Below are 18,629 nucleotides of genomic sequence, written 5' to 3' on the forward strand. Positions count from 1 at the left end.
AGCCAATTAAAGAGATAACGTTGCATTGATAATACATTGTATTACATAGGGAGGTTTTAGTCTATTCCTTAAACTTGCAAATAATACTATTTTAATAAAATTTTATATTTTTGGAATTAGGCATACAAAAAAGGCACACCACCCTTCTCTCGTCTCTCAGCGGCATGCCTTTTTATGTATATAGTTACTCTCGAACTATATCGTATGTCAGTCTGGCTAACTCTCTCTAAGTCCCTTTAACGACACGCCAGTATGTCACCTTTAATATACAATTATAAAATAACTTTGTCAATATTTTAGAAAAATTTTATCTTTTCATTTTACTAATAAATACTTGCAAAAGATTTATATAAATTGTATTATTAATAAATTTTATGACATAAACGCTTATTTTCGTACCATAAATCATTTACATAAATCGTCTATAAATGGTAGTATTAGCAGTGCACTAGAATTTGGTTATTATGAAAGAAAGGTAATTACTATGTTTTCATTTCTACAACCAAAAGAGGCAAAACCATCGGTTCCACAGAATATGATTATGAATCTATATTATAAATATAGATTTCAATCTTTAGCCGGTGTATTTATTGGTTACGCAGCGTACTATATTGTTCGTAACAACTTTGCCTTATCAACTCATTTTTTATCAGATATCTTACACATGAGCAAAACGGAAATCGGTTTGCTATCTAGTGGTATGCTTATCGCCTACGGTCTAAGTAAAGGCTTCATGAGTAGTCTTGCTGACAAAGCAAGCCCTGCAAAATTTATGGCTTTCGGTCTTATTTGTTGTGCAATTATCAATATTTTCATGAGCTTTGCCGACAGCCTCGCCTTCTTCTTAGTATTAGTAGTTCTTAATGGTTTCTTCCAAGGCTTTGGTGTAGGTCCATCCTTCATCACACTTGCCAAATGGTATCCAAAACAGGAACGTGGTCGCTTTGGGGCAATTTGGAATATCTCCCATAATCTTGGTGGTGGTATCGTAGCACCAATCGTAGCTGCTGCATTATACTTCACTACTACAGATCACTGGCAATTAGGTAGTTATGGTATCCCTGCAATTATCGCGATTATCGTAGCTATTATTATTTGCTTCTTGATCAAAGAAAGTCCTGAACGAGAAGGTTTACCACCAACTAGCGAAATCATTGCCGATACATCTCATAAAACACATAGAAGTGCAGAAGCACCTCACCTAAGCACAAGACAAATCTTTGTACAATATGTATTAAAAAATAAAAATGCTTGGTATGTGTCTCTAGTTGATACATTCGTTTATATGATTCGTTTCGGTATGCTTACATGGTTGCCTATTTACTTATTACAAGTGAAAGGCTTCTCTAAAGCTGAAATGTCCATCGCCTTCTTATTCTTCGAATGGGCAGCAATTCCTTCTACAATTTTTGCTGGTTATATTTCCGATAAATTCTTTAAAGGTTATCGCATGCCTCCAGCAATCATTGCAGTAAGTATTATCTTCTTCTGTATCTTTGGCTATTGGCAAAGTGAATCCCTCTTATGGGTTACATTCTTTGCTGCTGTTGTAGGTTGCCTAATCTACATTCCTCAATTCTTAGCCTCTGTACAAACTATGGATATCGTACCTCCATTCGCTGTAGGCTCTGCTGTTGGTCTTCGTGGCTTTATGAGTTACATCGTAGGTGCCAACCTTGGTACAACACTATTTGGTGTTTTAGCAGATAAATTCGGTTGGAATGCAGGTTTCTATCTCCTAATGGCAGCATGTATTCTTTGCGTTACATTCTGTGTACTTGCCCACTTTGGTGCAAAAGAATTAGATGCTAAAGAAGCAGAACTTGAACAACTCCAAACAGCTGAAGCTAACAGCTAACAACTAAATTCTAGAGCAAATAAAAAGGTAGTAACAAGAAATTGTTACTACCTTTTATTATTTAATAAGTTCGCCAAGAACCAAATTATGGGCCCTATGAATCTCATTTTCTTAATGGTATCCATTTTATCTAGAATGGGCTTAGGTATCTCTACATCGCTTTCAAGAGACACATATTCCTTATCAACATAAACGCCTTTTGAATACTCAGTCGTATGTACCCCTTTTTCAACAATAAATGTATGAGTGCCATTAGCATCTTCATACTCTTCATAACGAACTACATCCGCAAAATCTATATCTATATCCCCTCTTGTACCTATAACCATCTGATAACCACGATGTACTACGTTCATGTCAGATGGTATCGCTTTACTGCACAACTTTGTAAACTGATATGCGCCACGTTTTTTATTCCACCGGATCCAAAACTCAGCATTATTCTTATGCTTAACCAGCTTATACTTACACCAAATTCTCCTACGAGTATCAATGTAACGAATTTTGCCTAGGATTGTATATAAATCATTTCGAATTCGCAATGTATCGCCGTACTTAAATTTCATAAAATTCTCTCATACTAAAATCAATATATTATTAATTACTATGATTGTACATATAATATGAAATTCTGCCTAGATGGATATAGCAAAAAAGGTAGCAACATATATGTTGCTACCTTTTATTGTTTTATAATCAACCTTGTTGGCAGAAATATATTATGTAGTTTTTATCTGGACTAACTGCAGCACCTAGAGAATATGGATGATTCCGACTTCCGCCAAAATCAAATACATACAATACATAATTGTCTGGTATTTCTATGGAATCTTCATTATATGACAATCTATGCAAATATTGTTTTTGAAGCTTTCGATTTTCTTTTTCACTATAAATTGGATACACTTTATCTTTGAAACGCTTATTTCCATAATCAGGTTTAGGCTTTAATGCATCTCGATCGTCTTGTATTCGTTTACGAGTTTCAAAATACCTCTTATACTTTGCACTATTGTCTTCATCTGGAATCTGTACCTTATTGAATTCTGCTAGTACTTGATTTTCCAACTCATATATTTCATCTACAGATTTATCAATTGGATTATCTTGTCGTTCTTGTATAAATTTACCCATCGGCACAGTTGTATTTTTTACAGTCAGTATCGATCTTGGAATTAATGCATATAGAGAATCTGCATAAGCCATATTCGAATCGATATATCGTTTAACATACACATTGGATATATCAGCTTTTAAAACAACTACTTTAGAATTTGAAAGCGCTTCATCAATATATGTCTTTAATTGTTCCGGTGTGCCTCCAAATGCAAATTGTACATAAGCCCTACCTTGTAAAAAGCCTGGATTACTATGCATATGAATATTTTTTGCAAAGCCTGGTATTTTCTTTGGAAATCCAGATACGGTAGAAAGTTGTTTATAATCCTTCGGATTATTGATAGGATACTGAATCAATTCTATCGGTTTAAAAAATTCTTCCAAAGATTCTTTAATTTCAGCTTTAGATCTAGCCGTAAATAGATCATGCCCTTTTCCCTTATTTTTATCTAAATATTCTCGAATTTCCCTTTCATTTGCTGCATCCCGATCGGCACGAGTTCGATAATCTTTAGTATTAACGGGATTCGTTAGCTTAATTTCCCCTTTACCATTCTTTTTCATATATGGGCTCACAATGCGTAAAGGTTTTTCTCGACCACCAATAAAATAGCCTTCATTACGTGTTGATTCAGTATTATAGTGTTTAATTTCTTTTAGTGCTGTTTCATCCTTATCATTATAAAGTGGATCAAACGTTTTATATTCACTTCCAAAATCAGGTTTTTCTGATATTTTTAATCGTTGAGAAGCGTACTCCTTCTCCATCCGCTCTAATATAATTTCATCGCCCATTGAAAGTGCCTTCGTATCTATCGATTTATCTTTTATAACAGCTTTAAAAGCCCCAGGAATAATCTCAACAAACTCTAATTTCACAGGAGCTTTAGTTTGTACAGGCTGATTTGACTTTGCATTATTTTTCAGTTCAGCACTGGTATTGGGGTTTATCTCATCCACTGTTGCCGCTAAACTAAACTGACTAGATAATGCTAGCGAAAGCATCATCAGCACAAAATATTTCTTATTCATTTCTCTCTCCTATATACATCTACAACTTTTAATGTTATAGCAAAAAGGACCTACAGTAATCTGTAGGTCCTTATATATTTTGGTGCGGATTGAGGGTTTATACTCAATAATCCGCACCATTACTACATTATCCAAAGCCTACATTTCAAAAAGGGGCAAATAAGGGGCAAGCGTTATTTCTCTTTTCCGTATAGCCGTTCCATGCCTTGACGTGTTACAAGCCAATTCTTACCAGATTTTCTAGCTTCATCATCGGTAAATTGTTTATTTGCATACCTCTTTAAGCAGCATTGCTTGATAGAATCAGCTGGTACATTCCATCTTTCACCAGCCTCTTGTGTAGTCATTACATCAGCTAATTTCATTATAATACTCCCAATATAACTAATAGATTGTAAACGGATAATATAAGAGCAATAATACTAATTATTAAAGTTAATCTTGAAATCATATATTTCCCATTGATATAATGGTTAGGAAGAGTGGGGCTCTTTCGAGCCCCTGTGGTTACTCCTTATTAATCGCCGTTATCACCGCAGTTGCTAGTTGGATGATAGCTATTACTAAGGGTAGCCACTTTTTTATTTTCTTCCTTTTCAATGGTTTCACCTCCTTCCCTATGTCTACATTATAACACGTTTTCGTGTTATATACAATAGTTTTTTTATTATTTTTACAAACAAAAATAGAGCCTACCAACATAGATTTAATCTAGGTTAGTAGGCTCTTTTATTTATAGTTGCGTGTATCCACCATTACACGCTATGGAGATGTATGGATCACTTCCTTAATGTTTGAACGCTACCCCTATAATTGCGCCACCACTTAACACTTGTGATATATTTCGTTGCATCCGCAAGCGTTTAATGGTTTTCTTGTCGTTCTCTATTTGCCCTTTCAATTCGGTCAAAGAGTTCTGCATTTCGTTTAAGGTAACTTCTTGCTTCATTGATTGAAGCTTGGCTTGCATCAATTCGTTTTCCAATTTGTTGATTGTATTGTGTGCTTCGGTCAACTCGGTCTTTTGCTTCATGACTAAGCTCTGAGCTTCGGTCAATGGAAGACTGGATGCTTCGATTGAGCTCAAGGCTTTCTCGTTGTTTTCCTTGAGCTCGTTCCACTGCGTTAATGGTACGCTGATAGTCGCTTCCGTTTGGCTGGTAGAGGATATATCCTGCGCAAAGGATGAAGATGATGCCAATACAACCGATAATAACATAGCGGTAAGTAGAGTTATTAAATAATACTTTGATTTTGTCATGCATTATTGCCCTCCTGCGTAGTCAGTAATTCCCCTAGCGATAGCACGAACGATAGTGTCTAAATCATTAGTTAACATATCATGGTCTTCTTCGTTATCAATAAATGCCATTTCAACTAATACAGCTGTTGCATCTGTACCATTTAGCACCCAAAGGTCATCACGTTTTTTAACACCACGATCAACTGTATTAATGCTTCTGATGATTTGGCTTTGAATGTCATTTGCTAGTCGTTGCCCATTAAAGGACTTGTACAAAGTTTCTGTACCTCGAGCTTGCGTGTTGAATGCATTACAGTGTAGAGATACAAAGATATCAGCTCCCCAAGAATCAGATTCAGCGCATACAAGGCCTAAATCATCATCTTGAAGAGTACGCACTTCACATCCTGCGGTTTCAAGATAGCGTGCTAACATCTTGCCTGCATCACGTGCTACATCACATTCACGAGTGCCATACACAGGATTGACTGCACCACTGTCTAAGTTAATATCATGTCCTGGATTAATAAATACTTTCATCGTTTATCCTCCTCTTCTAATTTATCAGGAATACCATTGTTATTTCGGTCTAACCAAAGACCCAAGAACCCTACAATAGCCATTAAGACACTAGGTATGAATATGTGGTCAATAATATTGATGCCTACGTTAATCAACTTATTAGCTTCGTCTGATACATAACCACTAATAAAAGCCATGATATATTGAGTAATCACCAATAAAATAGGTACTAGCATAACTAATACTAGTACCCTTGTCGCTAATACACCTGTAGGGTGGATATTAGCCACCCTTACAGATTGATATGATCTTTTAACTGTATTGATGAGATTTGGCGGTATGTTCATGTAGCTCCTCCTTAATATCATCAACACGAGATTCAATGCTATCCACACGTGAAGTTAATTTCACATGCTCTGTGTATGCCTTTGTACGTTGCTCACGAGATAACTTAATTTCTTCCTTTAGGTCTTTTAACGTTTCAATTAAACTACCCATTTTCTCTTGAATCATTAAATTATCTTGCAGTCTTTGCAAATCTAATTTTTCAAGCAGCGGAATAATCAGTAATCTATATCCTGCTCCTGCTACAACCCCTACGATGGTAAGCGTTGTTAAAATGTCGTTCAACTCGAACTGCCAATTCCACATTCTTCTTTTATGCCTTTCTCCAATAACCTATAATATCAATAATATACCGAGTGTTCGCCGGTACACCCCAGCCCTTAATTATACGGCTGTTTCGTTCAACATAAATACTATTGTTATTTATATCAACGCTTCGTTCTATTAGCCTTACTGCAACTGGTGCATTCGGTGGGAGCGATGCGACCATATTGCCATTACCGGAAGGGGTTTTCAATTTAAAATCAAAATGCAAGTATCCCCAGCCTGTTAATGGGTCGAATGCTAAGTAACCTCTATCAGCACCAGGATTACTGGCTATAGCGTTTCCCCAAACAACTTCATATATTTCTACTGGTTGCGAAGTTACTTGTCCACCACCACTTCCAGGGTCTCCTTTGGGCCCTCTTAATGCCAGTAATTGTTCCGGTGTAAAATCAGAATATTTGAACGGCTCGCCTTTAGGTCCTTTTAGTGCGTTGAGTTGCTCTTGCGTAAAGTCGCTATATCTAAACGGCTCTCCTTTAGGGCCTTGTGGCCCTCTTAATTTTTCAAGCTGTTCTGTAGTAAGTTGTACATTAGATGCTGAAGTATACTGATTAATTTCAGATTTTTTAACATAGTTATCTAATTCAGTCTTTTTGCTATATTTGGTTTCAGCATCGGTTTTTCGTAAATAACTAGTTAACTCTGTTTTGTATGCATACTTGGGGTCGCCTAACATTGTTAGATAGCTCATTAAATCGGCTTTCTTTAAATAAAGATTATCAGCATCTGTCTTTGTTGTATATCCACTAAGGTCTATATTAGCACCAGTACCAGGAGGGCCTGGTTCACCTTTATCTCCTTTAGGGCCTTTAAGTAATGCTAATTGCTCAGCAGTAAAATCGGAATATTTGAACGGTTCACCTTTTGGGCCAGGTGGTCCAGGAATTCCTTGTTCACCTTTAGTTCCGTCTCTTCCTGGTGGCCCAGGAGGACCTTGCAAGCCTTGTTCACCTTTTGCTCCGTTAACTCCGTCCTTACCAGGAGGTCCTGGTGGCCCTTGAATACCTCGCTCGCCATTTACACCATCAACTCCATTTTTACCAGGTTCGCCTGGAGGTCCAGGAGGCCCAGGAGGCCCTTGCTGTCCTGGTTCACCCTTCGGCCCTTGCAATTTAATAATTTGGGTATTATCTTTGACAATGATTTTATCATCATCATTAGACTTTATATGAATATATTCATCACTCATATTATTTCCCCCTATTGCTAACGCCTTCACATATTGTGATTTCACCTTTTATTAAACATTTGATAGGCTTATTACCACTCCACAAAAACAAATCCCAGTAGTGCTTACCACGGCTTAATGTATCTGTGTCCAAAGATAAAATGATTTTGCACAGCTCATCATTTTCTAACCCATCTTGAGATACAGATATATCAAACTTTGCCTTGTACTCCTCATCTGTTGGATATTTTCTAACACATGCAAATAGGCTTTCACTATCTACCATATTGGTATAACCAACATTTAGAGTAATTGTTTCTCCTTTAATCACATTAAAGTTGTGTAGGACCGGTAGTTTCATCTTCACGCACCTCGTCCAATTCCATTAAGTCATTATGGATGCATCCTTCTGTTGGGCATGTTCCATCCTCATTTAATGTTTCATAGCACCATTCACAGAACTTCATTACAGGAATATCACTTTTAATTTCAAATGTTTCCATTATTTCACCGCCTTAATTTTTAATACCATTTCTTGATTCAGTTTCTTAAACTGATCTTGCAAGTCGGTAATATCGCCATTAATCAAGCGACGTCTTAATAACATTTGTTCTAACGTTTCAAAACGCCCATTGTAATAATTTCTAATTTCAGCGATTTTTTCCGCCTTTGTTGGCTCTTTTGCTTGCGGTTCAACGAACTTGCCGTCTACATAGAATTTGCCTTTCATAAACTCGTCAAGCATGTTGTCACCGTTTTCGGAGTAAATGTAATCGGCAGCATCTGGCCATTGTTCTTTTGCAGTTGTTAACAACTGTTCTTTTGTTACTGTGTTATCCACAATGGACGTAATTCTCTCGCCCATCTCATTTAAAATAAATATATATTGATTCATAGTAATATCCTTTCGGAGGTTAAATTATGCGCCGTCACCTTGTTATATTAAAACGTATGCAACGCAATATCATTACATTAAGGCAACTATTTAACGAGTGGTTGCCGATTCACTCACGGTCTGTTTCTAAGAGTGCTATTAAGTCTTATCACATTGCTTTTAAACACATATCCAACATAGCGGATATGCCTATCACGGATATTCATTTTCAGCACCTCCAAAATGTGATTAATTCCATGCACGTAAAAGGACTTTCCTACTCATCATGTAAGAAAGTCCGTACATTACTTAATCAATTATTTAATTACGCTATTATACAAGATTATCCTATCACTAATTACGCCTTACACTTAAATCTAGGCCCCAATGTGCCAACAATTAGAAGAAGAGTATTCACTCGCCAACAAATCAACAAATTATGGGCGATAGATACATCTTATTCTCGCATGATTTTAATACTGCTCTACACAGGGCTCCGCATAAGTGAGCTACTTAATTTACGTAGGCAGGATATCAATAGACGATCATCATACCTTATTGTGAGACACGCTAAAACAAAAGCCGGTGAAGGTCGTATTATTCCCATTCATCACCGCATCATGCCTATAATAGAGCAACTACATACTAGAGATTACCTATTCACTATCAGCTACACATCATTCCGTAAGCATTTCCAGAATATTATGAAGTATCTTAACTGCAAGCACACTATCCACGATACTAGGCACACATTCGCAAGTTTACTTGATGCGGTTGCATCACCTAACGCATTACGTTCCTTACTAGGTCACAAACAAGGCGATATTACCACTAGGGTATACACGCATAAAACTATTCGTGAACTGCGTAAAACCATAGAATTATTAAAATAACTCCCCAGTGGGGATTAACTTGGTTCTTAAATCAAAATACATATTGTGATATAACATTGCCTATTACGTGTAAGGTGTTAGTTGCATTGTGCACCGATGACTCCGCAAGTACAACCACAAGAGGGGATGAGTTTTATGTGTCTTGGAACAGTGGCTTCTCAAATAATAATAGAGCTTCTATACGCTTTTTAACTAACCGAGGAAATGCAGGTAACTTTACCTGGATGTGTGTAGGAATTAGCTAATTACCTAATTACCTACTACAATGGACCTCCCCCCAGGCCGTCGTTCTATAGTCACTTATTAAACTCTCTCCAGTGGGGAGTTGGTGGTCAAGATAATGTCGTAAAAACAGAAGTAACATTCCCTATTAGATTCACAAGATTATTCATGGCAAATGCGATTGATGCATATTGGAGTGGGTCAGATACACCAAGATATTTTGCAAACTCTGTAAGCGAAAGCAACAATACAAAAGCTGTATTTGTGGCGAGTGATAGATATGCTGCATCCTATTACTGGTTCGCACTAGGGATTATTTAATTACCTACCGCAATATATCTGCCCCATGCCGTCGTTTTATTACCTGAGTCTAGCGCCGCTTGAGAGAATATTTTAAAGCTGGATCTAGTGTATTCTCTAAAAGAGTGAACTTGGTTATCTCTGTTGTTACCATTCACGTCATTACCAACTACTACGTAACACGCATTATCAAAGGAAACGGGGAATGAGAATGTATTTCCTATCGGCACATTATTAAAAGCTCCCCACTGGATAGTGAAACCATTAGCAAACTTTACGAAACCAGCATTTGCATCAAGTTTAGACGCTACTATAGCACCTTGGCCTAATAGGCTTTTAAGTATACCTAAGTTAAGCACTTTATTAATATCGCTATCGTTATAATTAGAAGTAATAAAGTCAATAATTTCTTGCGAGTTATCACCTTTTGTTACTTGTAAACCTTGATTATGTTTTGCAAGCGCCTTTGTATATTGATTAGAACTAACATCCAGCTTTTTATTAAATGCATCTCTATGTCCATTTATATCTACATTATGAGCTTTAATAGATTCATCTAGTTGTTCCCCAGTAACAGCCGTTGATAAATCAACAAGTCCCTTTACATTAGGATTGTCTCCTACCCCTAAAGCAACTAATAGGCGTTGCATTGGAATTGCATTTGTTTTATCTGGAATATAAGAGGTTAATCCACTAGCGTTAGAATATCCAATCAGCTTTTCTTGCCCACTGTCACCGGTCTTTCCATATATACCAACTTCTCTCCAATAAAACCCTGTTTCAACTTTTTTATTATCAAAGTTAAATTGTAACTGCATTTGCCCATTTGTTACTTCTTTGATATTACTTAATCCAATTTCTAATTTAGGATTAACAAGAGATGTTAAGCTATCAATACTTTTTGTTAATTGTCCATCTCCTATTACTGCCTTTGTAATGATCAATCTATCATCAGCTCTCCCTGTTGCTGATTTTAAAATCATTTTATTTCCTTGTATGGTTAAACTAAGTCCCGGAAACTGTGCCATATTATCCTCCTATTTCAATTACTTCTTCATAACCAATTGCACTTCCATAATATAGATTGTGCTCGATTTCAATATCGCTTAACAATTTACTCATACTAATTTTTGTTTCTTCTTCTGCCACAACTAGCCCTGAAATAATCAATTTTTGTTCAAGTAATTGTTCTTCCCAAACTTCATAACCAATATGTGCTGGCTTAAACTCCTCAATGGTTTGCTGTAAACCATTGATATCTTCACACATGTCTTTTGTAAACTTTAATTCCATAGTATAGCTTTCATTCTTTGGAATTATTACTGTAGACTCATCTGATACAAAGTTATTGGCCAAGGCTTCTAGAAACTCTTTAGTGCTACTATCAGTATTATTTAACTTTGCAATTACACGGCTTCGTCTATTTTGTAAGCTATCACTTCTAGCACTTATTCCAACAAACTCTTCCCATTTCGATAATGCATAAGTTGCAGATTGAATATTATCTTGTTTTAATAGTTCAATTAACAATAATCTAATACGTTCATGCTCTCTACTATCTGCATCACTTATTGTTTTAAACTCTAAATCTTTTGCAATAAAAAGAGGCAGATACGTAAGTATATCTACCTCTTTCCATCTAATAAAATCACTCATGCACGATCACCTCTTTAATTGTTGGTAATTGTTCATTTGTAATGTCAATATTAGTAATCCCTTTATTTACTTTTAAGTCACGATAGTCTAATACCCCTGTTTCTTTATTAGCTAAAATAGCTTTACCAATATTAGCATAAGATACATATGTGCCATTAAAAATTTGCTTTTTAAACTCCTCATTTAATACCTTTTTAACAGCCTCTATATCTGCTTCCCCCTTTGTCACTGTTAGTTCGATATTGATATCAAATATTGTTGGTGTTACTACAGTAACAGTTGCCCCAATTGGTGCGTTTTCAGCAATTACAGCCTTAACTTTTTCAATTAATTCTGTACTAGCACTTTCACGTTCATTATTGATAATAATAACCTTAACTGTTCCCGGACCATTCCATAATGGAATTACTTTAACTAAAAAAACACCATTAACTAATCGAGCCCACTGTTCATAATGATATACATTGCCACTGGTTGCAGGCTTTCTAACTTTTAATAGGAGCCTATCTAAAAGTTCTGCATCAGTCTCTTCATCATATCCATCATAAGCAGCCGCTTCATTTGTAACTGTACTAACACCATATATCCCCCCAACTATTTCTGTGATTGTATTTGCCCCTACATTCAAAGATTTCCCAAGTTGTTCAGATAATGCCAATACTTTAGCACTTCCAGTATCGCCTAGATTAACCTCCTTAGAAGTTCTAAATGTTTCATCATTATCTGTACTGAATAAACTTCCTTTAGGTATGATCGTATTAGCGGTACCTGTTATGGTTAATATTACATTAGCTTGTGTTGCTTCCTTTCTAAATACCCCATGAGCTTCCGCATGACGTGTCAAATATTCTCCCCATGCAGTTTGCGGAAATGCCGCATCAAGTATTAACTGCATTTCTGCATATGATTTTTCAAACTCTACTGCATTTGAGCTTAATGTATCAAATACAAATGTACCTTCATGTGTACTCAATCCCTCTTTATCTATTTTTTTGAAATCTGCTAGTAGCCGTCCTAGCACATCTTGCTTACTTTGTGGTTCTAGCATTATACTTCAACTCCTATCGTATTTTGTCCATAAATTGTTTGTAACTCTATTTGTAGTGTAATTATTTTATGTTCTTGAATTACATTTACAGCATCTACATTTATAATATATGGATTAACTAATAACGCATCCTTTACATATTCAAATAAATCATATTGGCTAGGCGTATCATTAGGCTTTTTCCCAACAAATTGTTCAAACTCAATACCATAATCATCATAATATGCTCTATAACGGTAGCGCTCTACTCTTAATGTTTTCCATACCCATACTTTTATTGCATCATTTCCTGTCACATATTTATGATTACCATTTCTATCATATTGATAGGTATCTCGTTGAAAGTCCCAAGCTAGCTCTTTGCATAGTGGCAGATTTTTATTTACGTCAATGCTACTTGGTGTATTCCCTTTCATAAATGGATTACTCATTGCCGTCTAACCTCCTACATTTTCCATATACAAAGTACTGTTCTGCTGTACTTTCATCATCACCTACTATCGGAATTAACATTACTTTATCGCCTATATGCCATGTATCAGTCATGATTCTTGTCTTTGTGTAATCATTATGAATTTCATGAGTATGGCTAGAAAACTCAGCATATCCCCCACCACCTGCTCTTGGTTGTGTTTCTGAAATGATATGTCCTTTAGATTCTCTATAATGCCCTTGTAACCAATATTCATCAACCCACAAAAAATTACTGTTTAATTCCATTCCATTGAACGATACAACTAGATTGGGAGGTGGTGATACTATCGTACCAATTCCCGGCATTGCTTGCTTGCCTGCGTTTCCGCCCACATTGCTCATGATGCCTAATATTCCTGCATAAGGATCATTATTTTTCTTCGGCACTTTCACCCTCTCCTTCCTCTGGTTCTCTAATGTACTCTAAATTCAACTCCATTGTATGTGTATTATTCTCAAAGGTATGAGTATCAGATTTAATGAAGAATACTCCTTTTAGTTGTTCTTCTTCAATTACTACAGAATACCCAGATATGCACTGCATATTACCTATTGCAGAAATACTTGATTCCATTTTAATTCCTTTGATTTTTGCTTTAGCTTTTGCCGCATTATCAACAGGGAACTTGGGTTTCTTAGGTGTACTTATAGTGCTAGGCTTTTTCTTTTTAGTAGCTTTCTTTTCCTTTGGTTCTGGCTGATTTTTGTAAATATCTTGGAATATACCATACTTTTTAATTAATTCATCTTCATTATCTATCCGAATCACATTACCTACAGCATCAACAGTTTTTACTCTGTTTACCATTTCCTCAATTGATTCAGAATGTGATGAGCTTATCACATCGTATGTATCCCTAGCTATATACTCCTCAATGACTGTTCCTTTTTCTACTAAATTAATTCCGTCCGCTAGTAATATAGCTGTGTAATCTTTTTGAATATCTGCCTTTGTTTTTTCAAACAACATTTGAAAAACTTCTGTACATGTTTTTTTATCTGCTACAAAATTTACTACTGTAGGTATTTCTGGCAAATTTCCAACAGATACTTCAACTTCTGCGCATACACGCTTGAAAGCATCAACTACATTTGTGGCATTAAAAACTAAACTTACTTTCGACTTTGCAAGGTATATCATTCCATCGTAGCAAGTAATATCATAGGTGTTATCATTAGTATTCCTTTTTCTAAAGAATACACGCCCAGTAAATATCTTTGCATTATCTACTGTCACTTCAATACGATCACCTAAATCAATTAAATAATTTGGAAATGATATATCTTTAGGATTATAGGCATATGAAAACTCTAATTTTCTAGCAGCTTCTTCTCTATCACCGCTCCATGTGAACTTAGAAATAAGATGTGTAATATCTACTCTTTCATCCTTTTCATTAATATGTTCTATTAGTGTAATCATAGTGGCCACTCCTTACCATTCATTTTTAATGACCGCTTAGATACTTGTAAAACTGCACCAATTGGACTTTTACCAGCTTTAACCATCATCTTATACATGTTTAATGCCTTTTTGCCTTGTTCCGCTATTGGCATTATTTTTGATACTGCCTTATTAGCTGTATCCATAAAATGTTCTTGTGGATATGCTGTTACTGCTTGCTCTTCTGGAGCTTCTGCGATTCTACTATGTAAGCCTGTAGTATCATTTTTTATCTCTGATGTTGGTTTTATGTATCTATATTCCTTGAGTGTCATCTCATAATACACATCACTTGTACCATCATGCTCATCATGATTAAATGACTCAATTGTACAGTACATAGAAATCGATGTATTTGAAATTGAAATCTTACATGGCTTTCCACTTGTAGCAAATCCATCAATTTTTCTTACTAGATTATAAGGATTAGTTTCATTTGTTTCTGACCACTCATATTTTTGTGCAGGGAAAAAGCCTTCAAATGATAATGTCTGAAGGCCTCTTTTCCCTAACATATTAATTTCACCAATAGCATTAATATTTAAAGTACTATTGTTATATGTTCGCCCCACCTTAAATGAAGCTGGTGTTACTGGCAGTATAATATTTTGCCCTGCACAGGATAATGTAAATTTACATCCCTGTGGTATGCCTTTACCTCCAAAGAAGCTCATAATTGCATCAAAAAATGACATTATACTGCTCCCTCCATTCTATTAATAGAACGTTTTTGTAATTGGTAATGAATTTGTTCTGCAATTTCGAATGTTAATTCTTCTACAGATTTTCCATCATTACAAACATTAAGATTAGCTATATTTACATTAATGCTATTACCAGATGAACTACGTTTCCCTTGATTATATGCAGAATTTAATGATTGTGCATGAGGTATTACTTGTGCGCCACTTGGTAGATTTACTATTTCAGCCCCACGATCATGAATCATGGCAGGTCCACCTTTCCAGTTATCAGTACCAGAATATAGTAAAGGGATATTTAATGGTCCAAAGTGTGAACCACCAACACCCGGTACCCAGTCTGGAATGTCTACTGAAATGCCATTGACCGCCGAAATCAAACTATTAATTGATGCTTTAATACCTGCAATAACTCCATCAAATATACTTTGAATTGGCATTACAATCCCCTCAAAGATTTGAACGATACCATTCCATGCCATACTCCAATTCCCTGTAAATACGCCTACAAGAAAGTCTGTAATACCACTTAATACAGTTGTAATTCCATTTACAACACCTTCAACTACAGTTAATGCAAATGTTAGTATCCCTGTAATTCCTGCAATAGCTACATTAAACCCTACTACTAATGCCCCTAATGCTACTGCAAGCGGTCCACCAATCAATACTTTAGCTACCTTACTTACAACAGTAAAAATAATATTGAGAAAAGGTGACATTAGTTGATAAATCCTACCAAATGATGTAGCCACTTGACTAATTAGTTTTCCAAAAGCATCAGCTACTTTCGATACTATTGGCTGTAAAGCTGTAACAATTCGGCTAACTGCACCTTTTATGATGCCCACAAAGCCTATAAAGGATTGTCCTATACCTTCTAATACTGGTTTTACCTTATCAAAGTTTTTATAAATTGCTAGACCTAATAAAGCAATTACACCTATCGCAATCCCTACAGGTCCAGTAAGAACTAATGGTATTAATCTACCTATACTTGGTAATACCCTCATAGCTACGCTACCAATACTACTAAATGCTCTTGCAATCCCTTTTACTGATACTTCTAACAGCTTATTATTAATGCTTTGCCCTCTTAATACTTTCCCAATATTTGCATATGTCCGCATCAAAGAGCCAATACCACTTGTAATAGGCCCTAGTATTTTTGTAAAAGCAGTAAACCCTACAATGCTTATACCAACATCAATTGCTGTATTTTTAATTGCTGGACTTAAATCAGTAAAGTATTTTGCTAAATTGCCGATTGTGTCAGCCACCTTTTGTACCCTAGGCTGCAATACATCTGCAAAGCTTATGGCTAATGCCTCTACTTTACTTTCTAAATCCTTGAATGACCCTAGCAGTGTTTTCTTCATAATATCTGCTTGTGCTTTAGATGAACCTGTTGCAGAATCCATTGAACTACGCATATCATCGTATGCTTCTTTTGTAGTATTCAATACGGCAAGTAATGCAGATGTGGATTCTGTGCCCGCAATGTCACCTGCTAATTTAAATTTTTCAGCTTCAGTTAGTCCTTGCATTTTAGTTCGTAATTGATCATACACTTTACCAAGACCAATAAATTTGCCCTGTGAATCTGTAGTAACAATTCCTAACTTTTGTAATGCATCTGCCGCTTCTTTTGGAGGGTCTATTAATCTACTTAACATCATTCGTAATGCACGACCACTCGTTGATGCCTCAATATTGTTATTACTCATGATAGCTAATGATGTAGATAATTCTTCTACAGATATTCCTAATGCAGCCGCTGGAGCACCTGCATATTGGATTGCATTACCAAACCCAACCATATCTAAACGTGATTTGTTTGCAGCCATTTGAATTACATCGGCCATTCGTGTTGCATTCTCGGCCACATTACCTTCTTGTAATCCCCATGTATTTAATGCACCCGATACAATCCCTGCTGTTGTTTCTAAATTTTCACCAGATGCAACAGATGCTTCTACAATTGATGGTAATGAGCTCATAATTTGACTAGCATTCATACCACTTGCAGCTAAACCATCCATAGCCTCCGCCGCTTGTGTTGCACTTATCGGGAAGTCTGCCCCTAACTGTTTTGCAACATCTCTTAATTTAAGCATTTCATCATGCGTTGCACCTGCTTTTGCACCTGCAGAAGTTACTGCAGAGTCAAATCCAACAAAGGCTTTAACAGAGGCGGCACCCATGCCAACGATAGCAGCGGATACAGGCATCAAGGCGTTACCAATTCCACTAATACCTCTACCTATATTTTGTAGATTTCTACCTTGCCTATCTGCCATATTAGCAGTTGTAGCCATTTGTGAATTAATTCCAGATAATACGGATGTTACACCATCATGTAATCGCATCACCAAATCAATTACTTCACTCATTTTTATTCGCCTCCTTTCTGTCCTTAATTTCTTGCATCATAAAAGCACGGAGGACTATACGTTCTCCGTGCCCCATTTTATGAAATTCCGATGGCATTACATCATGATTGACATACATGTAATAGGCAAGATTTACATCACCATCGGAATATATTAGTTTTTTACTTCATTAATTACTTTTTTAATAGCTTTATCGCCATATCCAGATAGAGCTAATACTTCACGTGCAATTAACTCTAATTCACCGGCTTTAAATAACTTTGTAAACAATGCCTGTTTAGATGGTACTTGAAATTTTTGTAATAATTCTTTAGCTCCGAAGTCTGGAGAAACAATACCTTCAGTTACGACAAACTGTAAAAATTGACTTTCATCAGCATTACCGTCTTCAGTAGCCAACATGCGAAGGTCTGCAATACGTTTGTAACTAATTTCTTTTACAGTTACAGTAAATGGTTCATTAAAAACCTCAGATAATCGAGTAATTTCTAAGTCTTTTTTAGATACCTCTTTCAATGTATCTAAGTCTTTTTCCATTAATTTATCAATGATATTGCTCATCTATTAGTCCTCCACTTTATCAATCACGTCAAACTCTGTAAATGTAAAGTCTACAGATTCTTCTACAAGTGCGCCTACTTTCCAGTTTGCAAGGTCTAAAGAATCGAATGTAACATCATACAACGTTACAGTTTCTACACCTTTTGCATCAGGATCATCTAATTGAATTACCAATTGGCACACAGTAGCTTTACCTTTTTTTAGATTTTCAGCCATTTTACTAATCATCAAAGAAGATACTTTGTTCATAGTTAAACTGCCTGTACCTTCATAACCAACATATTTATATTGTTTACTCATTGTTTTGGCTTTTTTAACTTCTTCTTTGCTTAATTTAATTGTAGCTTTAACGGCTGTAGCTTGTGACACCAAAGAACCATCTAACCATACTTGCCCATGAGAGCCTGTCATTACCTGTTGCGCTGCAAAATTCTCCATGTGTTCCTCCT

Annotated in this window: 24 protein-coding genes; 3 read left to right on the forward strand and 21 right to left on the reverse strand. The window is 35.9% G+C overall.

Going from position 1 to position 18,629, the window contains the following annotated elements:
- Positions 1-484 precede the first annotated feature (484 nt).
- Positions 485-1,858, forward strand: a complete 1,374-nt coding sequence (locus Q7P05_RS02730) for an MFS transporter (protein WP_296006309.1) — start codon at positions 485-487, stop codon at positions 1,856-1,858.
- A gap of 47 nt (positions 1,859-1,905) precedes the next feature.
- Here the strand turns inward: Q7P05_RS02730 and Q7P05_RS02735 are convergent, their stop codons facing one another.
- The 11 genes from Q7P05_RS02735 to Q7P05_RS02785 all read right to left on the reverse strand — a co-directional run bounded on the left by Q7P05_RS02735 (position 1,906) and on the right by Q7P05_RS02785 (position 8,509).
- Positions 1,906-2,424: a hypothetical protein gene (locus Q7P05_RS02735; protein ID WP_303930298.1), complete on the reverse strand. Its 519-nt coding sequence runs from the start codon at positions 2,422-2,424 to the stop codon at positions 1,906-1,908.
- A gap of 130 nt (positions 2,425-2,554) precedes the next feature.
- Positions 2,555-4,009: a hypothetical protein gene (locus Q7P05_RS02740; protein WP_303930300.1), complete on the reverse strand. Its 1,455-nt coding sequence runs from the start codon at positions 4,007-4,009 to the stop codon at positions 2,555-2,557.
- A gap of 173 nt (positions 4,010-4,182) precedes the next feature.
- Complete coding sequence (locus Q7P05_RS02745; protein ID WP_277297532.1) at positions 4,183-4,374, reverse strand: helix-turn-helix domain-containing protein; 192 nt, start codon at positions 4,372-4,374, stop codon at positions 4,183-4,185.
- A 422-nt stretch (positions 4,375-4,796) separates the two neighbouring features.
- Positions 4,797-5,270: a hypothetical protein gene (locus Q7P05_RS02750; RefSeq protein WP_303930304.1), complete on the reverse strand. Its 474-nt coding sequence runs from the start codon at positions 5,268-5,270 to the stop codon at positions 4,797-4,799.
- Positions 5,271-5,273: 3 nt separating this feature from the next.
- On the reverse strand, positions 5,274-5,792 hold the full coding sequence (locus Q7P05_RS02755; RefSeq protein WP_303930305.1) for an N-acetylmuramoyl-L-alanine amidase: 519 nt from the start codon (positions 5,790-5,792) through the stop codon (positions 5,274-5,276).
- Positions 5,789-6,121 carry a hypothetical protein gene (locus tag Q7P05_RS02760; RefSeq protein ID WP_303930307.1) on the reverse strand — a complete coding sequence of 111 codons (333 nt, stop codon included), beginning with the start codon at positions 6,119-6,121 and terminating at the stop codon, positions 5,789-5,791. Before Q7P05_RS02760 ends, Q7P05_RS02755 begins: the two co-directional genes overlap by 4 nt.
- Positions 6,087-6,404 carry a hypothetical protein gene (locus Q7P05_RS02765; RefSeq protein WP_303930309.1) on the reverse strand — a complete coding sequence of 106 codons (318 nt, stop codon included), beginning with the start codon at positions 6,402-6,404 and terminating at the stop codon, positions 6,087-6,089. Before Q7P05_RS02765 ends, Q7P05_RS02760 begins: the two co-directional genes overlap by 35 nt.
- A gap of 28 nt (positions 6,405-6,432) precedes the next feature.
- Positions 6,433-7,557 (reverse strand): hypothetical protein, encoded by a 1,125-nt coding sequence (locus tag Q7P05_RS02770; RefSeq protein WP_303930311.1) that lies wholly within the window; start codon positions 7,555-7,557, stop codon positions 6,433-6,435.
- Positions 7,558-7,636: 79 nt separating this feature from the next.
- Positions 7,637-7,945 (reverse strand): hypothetical protein, encoded by a 309-nt coding sequence (locus Q7P05_RS02775; RefSeq protein ID WP_303930312.1) that lies wholly within the window; start codon positions 7,943-7,945, stop codon positions 7,637-7,639.
- A 1-nt stretch (position 7,946) separates the two neighbouring features.
- Positions 7,947-8,117, reverse strand: coding sequence for a hypothetical protein (locus tag Q7P05_RS02780; protein WP_195186495.1), 171 nt, complete (start codon positions 8,115-8,117; stop codon positions 7,947-7,949).
- Positions 8,117-8,509, reverse strand: a complete 393-nt coding sequence (locus Q7P05_RS02785; RefSeq protein ID WP_195186494.1) for a hypothetical protein — start codon at positions 8,507-8,509, stop codon at positions 8,117-8,119. The genes Q7P05_RS02780 and Q7P05_RS02785 overlap by 1 nt, the downstream gene beginning before the upstream one ends.
- A 56-nt stretch (positions 8,510-8,565) precedes the next feature.
- Here Q7P05_RS02785 and Q7P05_RS02790 point away from each other — a divergent pair, with 56 nt between their 5' ends.
- Together Q7P05_RS02790 and Q7P05_RS02795 are read left to right on the forward strand one after the other, a co-directional pair.
- The gene (locus Q7P05_RS02790) at positions 8,566-9,381 is read left to right on the forward strand and encodes a site-specific integrase (RefSeq protein WP_303930322.1); all 816 of its coding nucleotides are present in this window, start codon (positions 8,566-8,568) and stop codon (positions 9,379-9,381) included.
- A 390-nt stretch (positions 9,382-9,771) separates the two neighbouring features.
- A complete protein-coding gene (locus Q7P05_RS02795) occupies positions 9,772-9,924 on the forward strand; it encodes a hypothetical protein (RefSeq protein ID WP_303930313.1) in 153 nt (50 codons plus the stop codon).
- Here Q7P05_RS02795 and Q7P05_RS02800 read toward each other — a convergent pair.
- The 10 genes from Q7P05_RS02800 to Q7P05_RS02845 form a co-directional block, all read right to left on the reverse strand.
- Positions 9,921-10,931 carry a hypothetical protein gene (locus Q7P05_RS02800; RefSeq protein ID WP_303930314.1) on the reverse strand — a complete coding sequence of 337 codons (1,011 nt, stop codon included), beginning with the start codon at positions 10,929-10,931 and terminating at the stop codon, positions 9,921-9,923. The two genes, Q7P05_RS02795 and Q7P05_RS02800, sit on opposite strands and share 4 nt — an antisense overlap.
- 1 nt (position 10,932) lies before the next feature.
- Complete coding sequence (locus Q7P05_RS02805; RefSeq protein WP_294026520.1) at positions 10,933-11,559, reverse strand: putative phage tail protein; 627 nt, start codon at positions 11,557-11,559, stop codon at positions 10,933-10,935.
- Positions 11,552-12,607: a baseplate J/gp47 family protein gene (locus Q7P05_RS02810; protein ID WP_303930315.1), complete on the reverse strand. Its 1,056-nt coding sequence runs from the start codon at positions 12,605-12,607 to the stop codon at positions 11,552-11,554. The genes Q7P05_RS02805 and Q7P05_RS02810 overlap by 8 nt, the downstream gene beginning before the upstream one ends.
- Entirely contained in the window at positions 12,607-13,038 is a 432-nt protein-coding gene (locus Q7P05_RS02815) for a DUF2634 domain-containing protein (protein WP_303930316.1), read from the reverse strand. Before Q7P05_RS02815 ends, Q7P05_RS02810 begins: the two co-directional genes overlap by 1 nt.
- A complete protein-coding gene (locus tag Q7P05_RS02820; RefSeq protein WP_195186488.1) occupies positions 13,031-13,468 on the reverse strand; it encodes a DUF2577 family protein in 438 nt (145 codons plus the stop codon). Before Q7P05_RS02820 ends, Q7P05_RS02815 begins: the two co-directional genes overlap by 8 nt.
- A complete protein-coding gene (locus Q7P05_RS02825; protein ID WP_195186487.1) occupies positions 13,452-14,504 on the reverse strand; it encodes a hypothetical protein in 1,053 nt (350 codons plus the stop codon). The genes Q7P05_RS02820 and Q7P05_RS02825 overlap by 17 nt, the downstream gene beginning before the upstream one ends.
- Entirely contained in the window at positions 14,501-15,220 is a 720-nt protein-coding gene (locus Q7P05_RS02830; protein WP_303930319.1) for a phage baseplate protein, read from the reverse strand. The genes Q7P05_RS02825 and Q7P05_RS02830 overlap by 4 nt, the downstream gene beginning before the upstream one ends.
- Positions 15,220-17,619, reverse strand: coding sequence for a phage tail tape measure protein (locus Q7P05_RS02835; protein WP_303930320.1), 2,400 nt, complete (start codon positions 17,617-17,619; stop codon positions 15,220-15,222). The genes Q7P05_RS02830 and Q7P05_RS02835 overlap by 1 nt, the downstream gene beginning before the upstream one ends.
- A 153-nt stretch (positions 17,620-17,772) precedes the next feature.
- Positions 17,773-18,180 carry a hypothetical protein gene (locus Q7P05_RS02840; protein WP_303930321.1) on the reverse strand — a complete coding sequence of 136 codons (408 nt, stop codon included), beginning with the start codon at positions 18,178-18,180 and terminating at the stop codon, positions 17,773-17,775.
- 3 nt (positions 18,181-18,183) lie between these two features.
- Entirely contained in the window at positions 18,184-18,618 is a 435-nt protein-coding gene (locus tag Q7P05_RS02845) for a phage tail tube protein (protein WP_195395044.1), read from the reverse strand.
- Positions 18,619-18,629 lie beyond the last annotated feature (11 nt).

This window comes from Veillonella dispar (assembly GCF_937975875.1).
Lineage (GTDB): Bacteria > Bacillota > Negativicutes > Veillonellales > Veillonellaceae > Veillonella > Veillonella dispar_B.

Coding starts and splice junctions, on each gene's coding strand:
- Q7P05_RS02730 (WP_296006309.1), top strand. CDS start 485: ATGTTTTCATTTCTACAACCAAAAGAGGCAAAACCATCGGTTCCACAG.
- Q7P05_RS02780 (WP_195186495.1), bottom strand. CDS start 8,117: ATGGAAACATTTGAAATTAAAAGTGATATTCCTGTAATGAAGTTCTGT.
- Q7P05_RS02760 (WP_303930307.1), bottom strand. CDS start 6,121: ATGAACATACCGCCAAATCTCATCAATACAGTTAAAAGATCATATCAA.
- Q7P05_RS02845 (WP_195395044.1), bottom strand. CDS start 18,618: ATGGAGAATTTTGCAGCGCAACAGGTAATGACAGGCTCTCATGGGCAA.
- Q7P05_RS02835 (WP_303930320.1), bottom strand. CDS start 17,619: ATGAGTGAAGTAATTGATTTGGTGATGCGATTACATGATGGTGTAACA.
- Q7P05_RS02830 (WP_303930319.1), bottom strand. CDS start 15,220: ATGTCATTTTTTGATGCAATTATGAGCTTCTTTGGAGGTAAAGGCATA.
- Q7P05_RS02740 (WP_303930300.1), bottom strand. CDS start 4,009: ATGAATAAGAAATATTTTGTGCTGATGATGCTTTCGCTAGCATTATCT.
- Q7P05_RS02840 (WP_303930321.1), bottom strand. CDS start 18,180: ATGAGCAATATCATTGATAAATTAATGGAAAAAGACTTAGATACATTG.
- Q7P05_RS02755 (WP_303930305.1), bottom strand. CDS start 5,792: ATGAAAGTATTTATTAATCCAGGACATGATATTAACTTAGACAGTGGT.
- Q7P05_RS02750 (WP_303930304.1), bottom strand. CDS start 5,270: ATGACAAAATCAAAGTATTATTTAATAACTCTACTTACCGCTATGTTA.
- Q7P05_RS02735 (WP_303930298.1), bottom strand. CDS start 2,424: ATGAAATTTAAGTACGGCGATACATTGCGAATTCGAAATGATTTATAT.
- Q7P05_RS02825 (WP_195186487.1), bottom strand. CDS start 14,504: ATGATTACACTAATAGAACATATTAATGAAAAGGATGAAAGAGTAGAT.
- Q7P05_RS02790 (WP_303930322.1), top strand. CDS start 8,566: ATGCAACGCAATATCATTACATTAAGGCAACTATTTAACGAGTGGTTG.
- Q7P05_RS02810 (WP_303930315.1), bottom strand. CDS start 12,607: ATGCTAGAACCACAAAGTAAGCAAGATGTGCTAGGACGGCTACTAGCA.
- Q7P05_RS02795 (WP_303930313.1), top strand. CDS start 9,772: ATGGCAAATGCGATTGATGCATATTGGAGTGGGTCAGATACACCAAGA.
- Q7P05_RS02805 (WP_294026520.1), bottom strand. CDS start 11,559: ATGAGTGATTTTATTAGATGGAAAGAGGTAGATATACTTACGTATCTG.
- Q7P05_RS02800 (WP_303930314.1), bottom strand. CDS start 10,931: ATGGCACAGTTTCCGGGACTTAGTTTAACCATACAAGGAAATAAAATG.
- Q7P05_RS02745 (WP_277297532.1), bottom strand. CDS start 4,374: ATGAAATTAGCTGATGTAATGACTACACAAGAGGCTGGTGAAAGATGG.
- Q7P05_RS02785 (WP_195186494.1), bottom strand. CDS start 8,509: ATGAATCAATATATATTTATTTTAAATGAGATGGGCGAGAGAATTACG.
- Q7P05_RS02815 (WP_303930316.1), bottom strand. CDS start 13,038: ATGAGTAATCCATTTATGAAAGGGAATACACCAAGTAGCATTGACGTA.